The 13,293-nt window shown below is 59.7% G+C and carries 9 protein-coding genes; 3 read left to right on the top strand and 6 right to left on the bottom strand.

Annotated features, from left to right (window positions below):
• Nucleotides 1–75: 75 nt before the first annotated feature.
• Nucleotides 76–573: a hypothetical protein gene (locus AC5FXY_RS18585; protein WP_493558214.1), complete on the bottom strand. Its 498-nt coding sequence runs from the start codon at nucleotides 571–573 to the stop codon at nucleotides 76–78.
• 114 nt (nucleotides 574–687) lie between these two features.
• Nucleotides 688–1,116 carry an OsmC family peroxiredoxin gene (locus tag AC5FXY_RS18580; protein ID WP_493558213.1) on the bottom strand — a complete coding sequence of 143 codons (429 nt, stop codon included), beginning with the start codon at nucleotides 1,114–1,116 and terminating at the stop codon, nucleotides 688–690.
• Between the two features lie 132 nt (nucleotides 1,117–1,248).
• Between AC5FXY_RS18580 and AC5FXY_RS18575 the strand changes: the two genes are divergently transcribed.
• Both AC5FXY_RS18575 and AC5FXY_RS18570 read left to right on the top strand, forming a co-directional pair.
• Complete coding sequence (locus tag AC5FXY_RS18575) at nucleotides 1,249–2,742, top strand: GH3 family acyl-acid amido synthetase (protein WP_493558212.1); 1,494 nt, start codon at nucleotides 1,249–1,251, stop codon at nucleotides 2,740–2,742.
• Nucleotides 2,743–2,925: 183 nt separating this feature from the next.
• Nucleotides 2,926–4,095 (top strand): hypothetical protein, encoded by a 1,170-nt coding sequence (locus AC5FXY_RS18570; protein ID WP_493558211.1) that lies wholly within the window; start codon nucleotides 2,926–2,928, stop codon nucleotides 4,093–4,095.
• 104 nt (nucleotides 4,096–4,199) lie between these two features.
• Here AC5FXY_RS18570 and AC5FXY_RS18565 read toward each other — a convergent pair whose 3' ends face one another.
• On the bottom strand, nucleotides 4,200–7,070 hold the full coding sequence (locus AC5FXY_RS18565) for a TonB-dependent receptor (protein ID WP_493558210.1): 2,871 nt from the start codon (nucleotides 7,068–7,070) through the stop codon (nucleotides 4,200–4,202).
• Between the two features lie 272 nt (nucleotides 7,071–7,342).
• Between AC5FXY_RS18565 and AC5FXY_RS18560 the strand changes: the two genes are divergently transcribed.
• Nucleotides 7,343–8,155, top strand: a complete 813-nt coding sequence (locus tag AC5FXY_RS18560; RefSeq protein WP_493558209.1) for a DUF547 domain-containing protein — start codon at nucleotides 7,343–7,345, stop codon at nucleotides 8,153–8,155.
• 94 nt (nucleotides 8,156–8,249) lie between these two features.
• Here the strand turns inward: AC5FXY_RS18560 and AC5FXY_RS18555 are convergent, their stop codons facing one another.
• Genes AC5FXY_RS18555 through AC5FXY_RS18545 form a run of 3 tightly spaced genes read right to left on the bottom strand, consistent with a single transcriptional unit; the run spans nucleotide 8,250 to nucleotide 13,265 of the window.
• Complete coding sequence (locus AC5FXY_RS18555; protein WP_493558208.1) at nucleotides 8,250–10,730, bottom strand: TonB-dependent receptor domain-containing protein; 2,481 nt, start codon at nucleotides 10,728–10,730, stop codon at nucleotides 8,250–8,252.
• Nucleotides 10,711–12,135: an HTTM domain-containing protein gene (locus AC5FXY_RS18550; RefSeq protein ID WP_493558207.1), complete on the bottom strand. Its 1,425-nt coding sequence runs from the start codon at nucleotides 12,133–12,135 to the stop codon at nucleotides 10,711–10,713. Before AC5FXY_RS18550 ends, AC5FXY_RS18555 begins: the two co-directional genes overlap by 20 nt.
• A 17-nt stretch (nucleotides 12,136–12,152) precedes the next feature.
• Entirely contained in the window at nucleotides 12,153–13,265 is a 1,113-nt protein-coding gene (locus AC5FXY_RS18545; protein WP_493558206.1) for an imelysin family protein, read from the bottom strand.
• Between the last annotated feature and the right edge of the window lie 28 nt (nucleotides 13,266–13,293).

Raw genomic sequence — 13,293 nt, 5'->3', positions numbered from 1 at the left:
ATTGGCCCACAGGAGTTAAGCACAAAAAAAGCCCGCGGCAACGCGGGCTTTTTTTGTGGCTACGGGCTCGGTGTCCTACAAATCCGATGCTGACTTCTCGCGCAACTCTAAGCTGTTGCGCTGCGCAAAGCCGCTGAGCATGTTCTTCAGGTTCTGTCGGCGCTGACGACCACGTACCTGGCGCAGGTTAAGAGCGTAGCTGGTGCCGTCGTGCAGGCGCAGCAGCAGTTGATTGGGCTCCAGGTCAAGCACCCGCATATCCTTCGCGGCGAAAGGTTGCTTCGGAACGAAAAGGCCGGGCTTGTGCACCAGGTAATCGGGTGTGACTTCGAGGTAGGTCTGGGTTCCGAACAGCGGCAGGTTCTGCACCGAGATGTAGAGCAAGAACACTACGGCGAGGCCCAGGAACATCCAGTCGAGGTAGCGCAGCACGCCGGGCGTGCGGTTTGGGTCGCCGAGGATGGACAGCAGGGGATAGGCCACGGCCACCAGACCGAACACAAACTGGCCGAAAAACGGCACGCGGGAGGTGTTGGCTGGCTGAAGACCAATGCGGGTATACGATGACGGCATAGGCAGAAAGGAGATTCAGCCGGCAAAACTAATACAAAACCAATGGGCGAGCGGTTTGCCGCACCCCGCACCTTGTGGTCCGATGGCGCTGTCCATCGGACCGGCGACTAGCGGCTACGATTGTAGCGTGGCTTCCAGGGTCATTTCCGGCACGGCCGAGAGTAGCTGCGAGATGGGGCAGTTTTGCTTAGCATCTTCAGCGTATTTCTGAAAATCTTCGGCGCTCATGTTAGGCACCTGCCCCGTGGTCGTAACGGCAATCTTGACCACCTTAGGCGACATGTTGCCCGGGTCCAGCGTCACCTTGGATTCGGTGCGTACCTGCGTGGGCGTGAAGCCGTCTTTGGTGAGCTTACTGACCAGATACATGGTATAGCAACCCGCGTGGGCCGCCCCGATCAACTCCTCGGGGTTGGTGCCTTTCTGGCCTTCGAAGCGGGCGCCTACGGAGTAAGGCGCTTTGACCGTGCCGCTCTGCGTCGAGATTTCGCCGCTGCCTTTGATGTCGCCGTTCCAGACGGCCGTTCCGCGTTGGTTGATCATGGTGTTTGGAATATGGGTGAAAGGATGAGCAGAGTTGGCAACAATACAGCAATAAGCTGGTGGTTGTTTCTAAAGTTGAGTTTAAGGCATTGCGGTTACATTTACCGTCCCGCCTGTTTATAGATTTTCTCCATGGGTCTGAAATCTATCCTGAGCCGCCCGCTCGCCGCTTACACCGTCAGCCAGTACCAGAAGTGGACCGCGCAACCCGAGGCCGCGCAGCAACGCATTCTGCAGAACCTGCTGCAGCAAGGCACGGCTACCGCTTTCGGCCACGATCATAGTCTGGCTGATGTGCGCACAGTGCAGGATTTTCAGCAGCGCGTGCCGGTGCGTGACTACGAGGCACTCAGCGCTTACTTTCTCCGCGTGAAGGAGGGTGAGCGGGACGTGCTCTGGCCCGGCAAGCCGCTGTACCTGGCCAAGACGTCGGGTACGACCTCGGGCACCAAGTACATTCCGATTAGCAAGGACAGCATCTCGAACCACATCAACGGGGCCAAGGACGCGCTGCTGCATTACGTACACCGCACCGGCAAGCCGCAGTTCCTGGATGGCAAGCTCATCTTTCTGTCCGGCTCGCCGGAACTGGAGCAGGTGGGCGGCATTCCGACGGGGCGCCTGTCGGGCATCAGCAACCACCACGTACCGGCCTACCTGCGCCGCAACCAGCTGCCGAGCTATGCTACTAACTGCATAGAGGACTGGGAGCAGAAGCTCGACCGCATCGTGGACGAAACCCTAGGCCAGCGGATGACGCTTATTTCCGGCATTCCGCCGTGGGTGCAGATGTATTTTGACCGCCTCACCAGCCGCACCGGCAAACTGGTGGGCGAGGTGTTTCCCGAGTTTCAACTGTTCGTGTACGGCGGTGTCAATTTCGAGCCGTACCGCCGCAAGCTGCTGGAAAGCATTGGCCGGTCGGTGGGTACGCTGGAGCTGTTTCCGGCTTCGGAAGGCTTCTTTGCCTTTCAGGACGAGCCCGGCAACCCCGGCATGTTGCTGCTGGCCAACGCGGGCATCTATTACGAATTCATTCCGGCCGAACGCTTTTTCGAGCCTAACCCGCCGCGCCTGACGCTGGCCGAGGTGGGGCTGGACAAAAACTACGCCTTGGTGGTCAGCTCCAATGCCGGCCTGTGGGGCTACTCCGTGGGCGATACCGTGCGCTTCACCAGCTTGCGCCCGCACCGCGTAGTGGTATCGGGCCGCATCAAGCACTTTTTATCAGCGTTTGGGGAGCACGTCATCGGGGAAGAAGTGGAACATACGCTGCGCGAGGCACTGCAGCAGTTTCCGGAAGTGGAAGTCACCGAATTCTCTGTCGCCCCGCGCGTGAGCGAAAACCGGGCAGAACCCTCGCGGCACGAGTGGCTGGTGGAGTTTGCCCGCCCCCCGCACGACCTAGCGGCTTTTGCGGCTGCATTGGATACCGGCCTGCGCCGCCGCAACGTGTACTATGACGACCTGCTCAGCGGCAATATCTTGGCCCCGTTGCTGCTCACGCCCCTCCCCCCAGGGGCCTTCCAGCGCTACATGAAAAGCCAGGGCAAACTGGGCGGGCAAAACAAGGTGCCGCGGCTCAGCAACGACCGGAAGCTGGCGGATGGGTTGTTGCTCCAGTAAGCCACTAGATTAGCCACGGGGCGAGGCATTGCTTCTTTAGCATATGCTGATGCCGTCCGTTGTCAGGCGCATCGAGTCTGAACCCGTCGTTTTGCGTAAGAATTGCTTAGCTCAGCAGATCTATTGCCCTTGCGGAGTTCATTTCAGGGAACATAAGCTGATATTTGCCGCTCATCAGTTGCCATGCACTTACACGAAGTAACCAGCCCGGAGCAGGCCCGCGAGTTCATCGATTTCGCGGTACGGCTTTACCGGAACGACCCCAATTACATTCGTCCGCTCGACAAGGACATCAATCAGGTATTTGACCGGAAGAAAAACAAATACTTCCGGCACGGCGAGCTGACGCGCTGGCTGTTGCTGGATGACCAGGGCAAGACCATCGGTCGAGTGGCGGCGTTTATCAACCAGCGCACGGCCCGCACCTTCGAGCAGCCTACTGGCGGCATGGGCTTCTTCGAATGCATCGACGACCAGGCGGCGGCCAACGTGCTGCTGGACGCCTGCCGCGACTGGCTGCAGGCCCGGGGTATGGAGGCCATGGACGGTCCCATCAACTTCGGTGACCGGGACCAGTGGTGGGGCTTGCTGATCGACAACTTCGGACCGCCCACTTACGGCGTCAATTACAACCCGCCGTACTACCGCCGCCTGCTTGAGACGTACGGCTTTCAGCTGTTTTTCAATCAGTACACCTACTTCCGCAAGGTGGCCGATCCGCTTTCACCTGAGTACCAGGAAAAGGCACAGCGCATGTTCGACAAGCACTCGGACTACAGCTTTTCGCACCTGAAGCTGAAAGAGCTGGAAAAGTACGCTGAGGATTTCCGGGTGGTATACAACAAGGCCTGGGTGAAGCACCAAGGCGTGAAGGAAATGAGCACGGCGCAGGCGCAAAGCATCATGAATAAGATGCGTCCCATCATCGACGAGCGGGTGTGCTGGTTTGCGTACTACCGCGGCGAACCGGTAGGCTTCTTTATTGCGCTGCCTGAGTTGAACGAGCTGTTTCGCTACGTAAATGGCAACCTGAATTGGTTTGGCAAGCTAAAGTTTGCTTTCTACCGCTGGCGCGGCGTGGTCAAGACGTTTACTGGTATTGCCTTCGGTATTGCGCCGGAGCACCAGCGCAAGGGCGTGGAGGCGGCTATGGTCCTGGCAGTGTCCAAGGTGGTGCAAGACCCGCGGAAGGTGCAGTACGAGGACTTTGTGATGAACTGGATCGGCGACTTCAACCCCAAGATGATGGCCGTGGCTGAGCAAGTCGGAGGCCGCATCTGGCGTACTCACGCTACCTTCCGCTACCTGTTTGACCGCACGAAGGAATTTAAGCGCGAAGCCATAATCAGATAGGTTAAGCCAGCTGCTCGGCAGCATTCTTGGACGCAAAAGCAACAAAAACAACGAGGCCGATTCAGCAATGAATCGGCCTCGTTCAGTTGGTAAACGGTAGCTGGCTAGAAGCTGTAACCTACGCTGGCCGTGATGTTGCGGGGCAGGATGGGACGGGCCAGGTTGAAGGCACGTTCCGAGGGCGTCCGGCCGCTGGCGTCGCGGGTTTGGTCGTTGATGAATTCCGGCGTGATGGTTTCGCCGTTGCGGGCGGCTGCATCGCCGAAGCCCAGCGTGTTCAGAATATTGGAGCCCTGTACCGAGAGACGAATGCCTTTCAGCGTACCGGCGAAGTTATAGCCCAAGCCGCCGAACAGGATGCCGTAAGCGGGCAGCTCAATGGTGTTGCGGCGGTTAGCGAACCGCTCACCGAAGTAGCGGTAGTTGGCGAAGATGTCGAAGCCCTTGAATTGGTAATCGGCGCCGCCTTCCAGCAGCAGGTCGGGCGTGTCTTCCAGCTTGTTGCCGGCGATGGAGAAGGGTGCGGCGGTAGCTGTTGGCTGCAGATCAAACTGCACGATGCGCGCTTGCTGGTACGTGCCGATGCCGCGTAGCGTGAGGCCGCTCACGGGCTGGTACGTTACTTCCGCTTCTACGCCGGTGCTCTTCACGGTGCCGCGGTCCTGGCGCAGGGTAAACTGGTTGGGGTTGCTGGGGTCGGCTTGCTGCACCGTGAACGGAATGTCCTTGTTGCGGCTGTAGAATACCGTTACACCCAGACCAAGGCGGTCGTAGGCGGCTTTTACGCCGGTTTCGGCCTGCAGCACACGTTGCACGCTGCCGCGCACGGTGTTGCCTTCCCGGTCCACGTTGAAGGCGAACTGGTCGTTGGTAGGTACCACGCCAGCGCTGCTGTAGCGGGCGTACAGGGCCAGCCGGTCGCTGAACTTGTAGTTGGCGCCAGCGGAATAATTGAACGACTCAAAGCGGAAGTCCCAAGTGCGAAACTCGCCCGTAGTCCGGAAAAAAGTGTTGTCGTAAATCGTGAGTGGGTTCTGATCGAGGCCGCCGCTGCCGGCAATGGCCGCCGAGCGTTCGGCTGTGCCCTTGGTGTGCGTGGTTTCGTAGCGCACGCCCAGATCGAGGCGCAGCTTATCCAGCACCTGCCATTCGTCGCCGAGGAAGTAGCTCAGGATTTGGGTGCGGTTACGAGTATTGGCCAGCGGGCCGATGGACGAGCTGTAGCCGGCAAAGCCATTTTGGGTGGCAATAAGCGGTGCCCCGCGGAAGGCCCCGTTCGGATTGGTGGTCAAGCGTAGGTTGAGCAGGCGCGGCCGGTCGGCCACTTCCTGCAGCACGATGTTGTAGCTGATGCGCTCCTTAATGGTGTAGCGGCTGGCGTACACGCCGCCGGTCAGCTGGTGCCGGCCCAGCGTCTTGGTCAGCGCGAGGCGGTTAATGGCGTTGGTGGCCGGCTTGTCATCGGGAATGATGCCGGCGATGTTGATCAGCCCGTTGCCGTTGAGCGTGGTAATGTCGATGGGCGTGTTCGTCGGGTCATCGGCGTAGGAGTACTGAAAGCCCGTGACGGTATTGGGACCCAGCGCCGTGTTGTAGGGAATGATGTACTGGCCGAAGGCATAATTCACGCCGGGCAGCGGGGCCGTGAGGTCGTACACGCCATCGGTAGAGAGGTTGGCATCGAGCAGACGAGAAGTGTTGGTAAGGGTAAAGCCCTTGCCCAGGTCCACGAATACTTCTGAGCTGACGGACTTGTAACGGGTGTGCTGCCCATCGGCCAGGTCACGCTCTAGGCGGCCCTGCCCGTTGTTGAAGGGATTAGGAATACTGGTGCGCCGTACGTGCTCCGAGTAGATGGAGCCGCGACGCAAATCCTGCCCGCCTGGAATGCGCTCAGGATTGTTCAGGTTACGGAATGGCACGCTCGTGTAGTAGGCCACGCGGTCGTTCAGGTATTTGCCATAGAGGCGCACGTAGCCTTTGTCGAAGCCGTAGGTGACGTTACCTTTTACGCCGCCACCCACGTTGGCGGGGTAGCCGGCGTATTTCACACCCACATCGTAGCGATAGAAGCCGCCTACATTGAATCGCAGCGGCGTGCCGGCTATCGGGCCGCCCACGTTGGCATCTACCCGCTGCAAGCCGCCCAGCTGGGCCAGGCCTTCGCGGTCGGAGTAGAAGCCTTGGTCGCCGCCGGTGAGCTTGACGGTGCCGCCAATGCGGGGCCCCGTGCCGGTTTTGCTCAGGAAGTTCACGATGCCGCCCGGCGCGTTATTAGCCAGCACGGCCGCTGAGCCGCCGCGTACTACCTCCAGCCGGTCGATGGTTTCATCCACGCGGAAGTGAATGTCGCTTTTGGCGAAGGTCAAGGAGCCGGTTTCGAGCAGTGGTAGGCCATCTTCCATTAGCTGCAGGAAGCCAAAGCCCGATTCGGCATTGGCCGGCAGCCCGCGCGGCGACACGCTATTGGCCGCTTCGCCGCCGTCGGAATTCACGCGAAAGCCCGGCACGGCCATCAGCAGATCGGCGGTGCCGCGGCTCACGCGCGTTTGCACTTGGCGGTTGTTGAGCGTGGTGATGGCCGTGGAGCTTTCCAACTTGCTCTGCGGATTGAAGGTGCCTGTCACCACCACGCCGCTCATCAGCAGGGCATCTTCAGCTAAGGTAGCGTTGGCCACCACGGCCTGAGAGCCATCTACTGTGATAGTCTGACTGGCGGTGCGGTAACCCAGAAAAGTAGTGGTGAGGGTGTAGGTGCCAGGCGGCACGCCCGTAATGTCAAAACGGCCTTGGGCATCGGTAGTGGCATTTCTGGCTGAAGGCTGCAGCACCACGCTGGCGCCTACCAATGGTCGCCCACTGCCGTCGTTGATTTGTCCGCTCACCCGCCCGGCGTCTTGCGCTTGGGCGGCGGCGGTACTCACGGCTAATAAGGTGGGGGCAAGGCTTCGAATAACAGTAGAAGCTAGTTGCATATGCTAGGGGGTTGGAAATGGGGGACAGGGCTCGAAAGCTGAGTAAGTACGGGTACGCGCAGCCCGCGGATTTCCGGCCGCAAAATCAATTTGGGCGCGGCACAGGTCAATAAAATATTTATATGGTTTAATTGTTTTGTTGCTTCTGTGTTTCTTTTCGGCAGACTTTTGTTAAGGCGTTTCCACAAGCTCCAGTTATTGTTGCTGGTATTGCTGCTCACTCATCCAAGTGGTAGCCCCTGCGTAGTTTGGGCTTACACTCGCATTTCTCCATGAAGTACTCTCCACTGCGCACAAGCGCCTTACTGTGCCTTATTTGGCTTCCGCTGCTGAGTGGGTGCCACTACATCAAATACCTTATTCCGCTTAACCCCACTTCGGAGAACAGCCAAGTAGTAGACCACGCCCCTTGGGATGCCCTGCTAAAGCAGCACGTGGACGAACAAGGCATGGTGAACTACCGCGGCTTTCAGGCCGATAGTACAGCGTTGAACGCCTACCTGCAGAACATCAGCAACAACCCGCCCAGCAAACAATGGAGCAACGAGGAGCGGCTAGCCTATTGGCTGAATGCTTACAATGCCTTTACCATTCAGCGCGTTATTCGGGCCTATCCCATCAAGAGCATTCGGCAGCTCGGCGGTGACAAAACACTGGTCAACACCGTGTGGGACCAAGCGTTTATCCGACTCGGTGATGAGAAGTATTCGCTCAACGACTTGGAGCAGCGCATCATCCGCAAGCACTTCGACGACCCCCGGGTGCATTTCGCCCTGGTATGTGCGGCTATCTCGTGCCCGAAGCTGCGCCGCGAGGCCTACGTAGCCGCCCGGCTCGATCAGCAGCTTGAAGAGCAAGGGCAGAACTTTATTAACGACCCCACTAAGAACAAGCTTGATCCAGCCAAGCCGCAGGTATCCGAGATATTCAATTTCTATCCTGGCGACTTCAAGAAGGGTGACAACACGGTGCAGAAAACCATTAACCGCTACGCACAGCAGAAAATCAACCCCGACGCCGAACTCGGCTACATGACTTACAACTGGGCCCTGAACGAGCAGCCTGCTACGGCCAGCCCGCAATAATCCACCGGCTGGTGCACCACGTTCAGCCCCCAACAAAAAGCCCGACCGGTAGCATTACCGGTCGGGCTTTTTGTTGAGAAACGGATTCGAGCTGTCACCACTTCACGCCCACGGTCAGGAAGAAGCTGCGGCCATCGGAAGGCAGAATGCCGGGGCCGGGGTAGCCGGTGGCGCGGCGCGTGAAGTACATGGCGTTAGCCAGGTTGTTGACGCTGCCTTCCAGCTTGAGCCAGCGCCGCTCCCACGATACCGAGGCGTCCATGATGTGGTAAGCCGGAATCAGCCCAATCACGGCAGAGTTGGCATCGGGGCGGGCGTCGTTGGGGCTGTTGGGGGCATTGGTGGCTTCCGAGAACTGATCGGAGAGGTAGGTAAACTGGAACGAGGCCTTCACCGGACCGTAGCCGCCCTGCACGCCGGTTTTCAAGTTGACGTTCGGCACAAATTCCACCTGCTTGCCGATCACCTCGCGGCTTTCACTGGCGGTGTAGCGGCTGCGGATAAGCGACACGTTGGCGAAGGTGGCTAGGCGCCAGCGCCCGTCTTCTGAGTTAGGCTGCAGCAAGCGCAGCACGTCGGCCTCGGCGTACGATTCCACTCCCAGAATGAGGGCGCGGCCGATGTTGCCGCGGCGGCGGATGGGCCGGTCGTTACGGTCGTAGGACTGCACTTCGCCGATGCGGTTGTTGTAGGCCAGCGCAAACAGGCTCAGGTCATACGTCAGCCACTGGTTCTGGTCGCCGCGCAGGCCTAGGTCGGCGGAGTAGCCGCGCTCATCCTGCAGGTTCGGGTCGATGATGAGCGCGTTATTAGTAATCTGCATGTCGCCGAAGGTGATGGAGCGGTAGTTCTGCGACACGTTGGCGTAGAACTCGCGCTGCTCCGCCGGCTTGTAGCTGGCGCCCAACCCCCCGATAACAAAGCCGCGCGAGCTGGTGCGCGCCTCGTCGGTATTGGTAACGGAAGTGATGTTACCCGCAAGGTCGCGGCCCACCGTTTGGTAGGCGCCCTCGGCGCGGGTGCGGATGTACTCGTAGCGCAGGCCCGGCGTCACCGAAAACTTCTCGCCGAAGTAGAAGATGTTCTCGGCAAAAACCGCCGCGTTGTGGTTCGGGAAGCGGTAATCAGAAGAAGCAGTGGGCGCGTTCAGGCCCGAAGCAGCCTCCTCAAACCGGAATTCGGCCTTGCGACCGGCAGGTCCGAAGCCTTGAATAGTGTGGTTATAGCCGCGGTACAGGCGTGTGCCCACTAGCAGCACGCCGCTTTTGGTGCTGCCCAGGCCGTAGCGGTTCAGGTAGCGGGCTTCGGCACCCACGTTGCGGAAGTCGCCCGTAATCAACTCGCGCTGCTGCGTTTCGAAGTCGGCGCGCTCCACGAAGTTGGGCCGGTAGCCCAGCGCCTTGCGCGAGGCCACCAGGCCGAAAGTCGTTAGGTTGATGTTGGAGCGCGGATTCAGCTTCCAGTCGGCCGTCACGTTGAACAGGTTCCAGTCGACCTGAAACCAGTTTCGCTCGCGGTTGGACTGCCGCGGGTTCTGGGCAAACTGCCGGTCGGAGAGGCCACCGGGCTGCTGGGCCAGGTAGTCCATGTGCGTCACCTGCAGGCCCAGCTTGAAGTTCTCGGTGAACTGGTAGCGCAGGTCGGCGTAGGCCGTTTTGCTTTCGAAGCCGGAATTGGGCCGCCACCCGTCGCCGCGTTTGTACTGCGCGAAGGTGTAGTAGCTTAGCTTCTTCGCCGTCCCGCTCACGCTGTTGAAGGAGTTAAAAAAGCCAAACGAGCCAGCCGTCTGTCGCGAAGTCACCGACACCGTTTTGTCGGGCTCCGGGCTGCGCATCTCGAAGTTCAGCAGGCCGCCAAACTGCGTACCGTACTGCAAAGAAGCCGCGCCGCGCACCAACTGAATGCGCTTGATGGCCTCAATGGGCGGCGTGTAATAGCTCTCGGGGTAGCCCAGCGCATCGGCCGAAATATCGTAGCCGTTCTGGCGCACGTTGAAGTTGGAGGTACGGTTGGGGTCTAAGCCACGGCCGCCGATGCTGAGCTGCAGCCCGCCCTGGTCGGTTTCCCAGATGTTGAGGCCGGCCACGCGGGCGTACACTTGCCGCGCATTGTTGGTCGCCAGGTTGGCCACTAGGTTATCGGGCACGATGACCTCCGACTTCTTGGCCGCGAAAATGGCCGTGCCTTCCACCTCGCGCAGGCGCGTCTGCCCGAAGCGGGCCTGCGGCGCCGCTACCACCACTTCCTTGAGCGTCCGCTCGCGGCGGGTCAGGGCAAATTCGAGCACGCCCGCATCGGCCGTGGCGTCTACTTCTGTGCGCAAGGTCTCGTGACCGATGGACGACAGCTGCAACTGCTGCCGGCCGGGCGCGAGCTTGGGAATCGTGAACAAGCCGGTGCTGTCGGTGCGGGCTATCTGGCGCGAGCCGCGCACGTATACTTCGCAGCCCGCCACGGGCTGCCCCGTGCCGGCTTCGCGCACGCGGCCCTGCAGGGTAATTTGCTGCGCTACGGCGGCGTGGCTGGCTAGCACGGCCACTACCACCACGGCGGAACTACAAACCGATAATTTCATCGTCGAAAGGCAAAATCCAGGGCTTGGGCCGCAGGTCGTCGGTCTGCTGCGCCAGGTCCACAGTAGGGTCGATGAACGCCTTGCCCAAGCGCCCGTTCAGGCTCACGTAGGCATCGGCGTACACCCGGGGCGACTGCACGCCCTGCCGGGCGTAGTAATCGCGGAGGTAATGGGCAAACTGCACCATCATGTCGGGCTGCGTGCTCATCATTTTTTCCTGCAGCACGCTCAAGTGTTCGTAGTTATTGACGAGGCGGGCGCGGCCAGTGGCGCCGTCCACTACTTTAAACTGCACCTGGCCCATCTTTTCCATCAGCATTACCCGCCACGAAAAGCGGTAACCCTCTTCGGTCCAGAATAGCTCCCGCGGGTACAATAGATAGCGGAGCGGCAGCAGAATTTGCACCAGGAAAAACACGCTCAAGCCCATCAGCAGCAGCTGCCGCGCCCACGGCCGGTACACCAGCGGCCTGGTTGCCGGAGCAAAACTATCCAAGGGAACCCGGCGAAGCAGCTGTCGCAGCTTGCTGATTACTCGCTCGTGAAAACCGGCTGGAAAAAAAATCAGCGCCGCCACCATCATTACGTAGGGAAACATGCCGATGGGAAACAGCACCGCTGTCAGCACGTGAAATACTACCACAGTGGCATAGGCCCAGGGGCGGGTACGGCGGTTGAGCAGGAAGAAGGGCACCGTGAGGTCGTAGAACGCGCCGAACCAGCTGAAGGCGTAGGCCACCCAGGCATAGCTGAGCAGCGGACCAATCAACGGTAAATCGTTCTTGGCCGGTAGCCAGATGCGCAGCGGCATGGCCTGCACCAGCCAGTCGGAATTGAGCTTGGCCAGACCGGCGTAGAAGTACACGATGCCCATCATCAGGCGCAGCGCGTCTACCGTCCAGCGGGGAACTTCGGTGCGCTCGTAGGCCGGGTTTTGGGCCGCGTCAATGGAAAAGTAGCGCCCGGCGGGCAGTACCATCAGCAGTAGCGCTACCAAGCTCACGAAGTAATAGTGATTGAGATAGGTACTTTTATCCATCAGCTCGATGTAAGTGAAGCTGAGGAACAGGCCCACCGCCGCGGTGCGGTACCACCAGCCCAGGGCCACGAGCAGGCCGCACAAGCCGCAAACGGCGAACAGAGCGTAGGTGTACGGCCCCAGGGGCTTTACCCAGTCGAAGCCGTAGTAAGTAAAAAAGAACTTCGGCTGCAGGTACAGCTCCGCAATCCAGCCCTTGGCCCAAAAACGAACCACGCTGGCCAGGATCAGCAAGCCAAAAGCTATGCGGAACGTGGCCAGCGGGGCGGCTGGGGTGTAGCTGTAAAGGTAGCGCTGCAGTCGACTGCCGAGCATCGGGAGTTTAAAGTCAGTGGGGTAGCCCGTGCTGGTGGGTAACGGCAGCACGGGCTACAGGCAGCCGTTTAGTCGCCGTCGTTGTCGACGTAAGTTACCGTCACACCCAAAGCCGAGGTCATGTCTACTTTGATCATGCGCACGGCTTTCTGCATCTCGTTGTACGAGGCCACGGCATCGGCATTACGGGTGCGGATGGTGGTGTACAAGTCGGGACCGAGCGAGCTGAGTTGCTGGTACGATACGCCAAACTGCGAGTTGATAATGCTGCTCAGCGCCTGATTGGTGCGGCTGTCTTTGGCGCCGAGGGCATCCAGGTAAGACTTGAGCGAAGGCTGACCCTCGCGGCCGTTGAAGAAGCGCTGCACGGCCATATGGGCCGTGGTGGCCAGTTGCAGCGGCAAAGTGCCACGGTGGTAATAGGCCTCGATTTTGTCAGGCAGCGGATTGGAATCCATCACGCCCGCCGGAATACCGATTTTACCAGCCCGCAGAAAACGCTCGAAATACAGCGAGTAGGCATTCACCACGCGCGATAAAGAACTGCTGGCGTCGGTGCCGGTATTGTTGATGAACGTGTGGTGATACGCGCCGTTCCACTGCGCATTCACCGCCCCGAACTTCTGCTCCATCTTAGCCACTACATCGGTGAGGTAGCGACGGTGGTTGGCCGAGGTGGCGTACTGCTGCACAATGGCTGCGTCGCTGCTGGCAATGCCGTTCAGCAGATAATCCAGCGCCGGGAATCCCTGCTGCGGAATAGCCGTCGACAGATCAAAGTTGTACGTGCCGGTGCTGATGTTCTGGCGAATGCCGGCCGCATCGGCGGGGTATATGTTGAAGTGGTTGCGCAGGCTCACCTCTTCGGCGGGGCCAAACTCATACAGTTCCACTTTCTGCCATTCCAGGTAAGCTTGCTGCCAAGCCTGACGAGCTTCCACCAGGCCAGCGGCAGAGGGTGCTGCCGTGAAAGCCGTGGTTTTGGCTTTCAGCACCACAAACTTGTCGTTGAACCCTTTGTAGCCAGGCTTGATCAGGCTATCGGCCCAATATGTAAGCAGGGCTTTCCGATTAACCTCAGTGCTGGGCTCGGGCGTGCCGCCGCTGGGGTCCTTGGTGCAGCTGATCATCACCCAGGCTGCCAGAAACAGCGCAAAAGCAGAAACGATGGTTTTTTTCATCTGACCTTTTATTGTTGGGGAAGGCCAA

It is taken from the genome of Hymenobacter sp. FMD4 (assembly GCF_058932745.1).
Note: the sequence above shows the minus strand (reverse complement) of the source record. Positions and strands in the feature narration are given on the sequence as shown.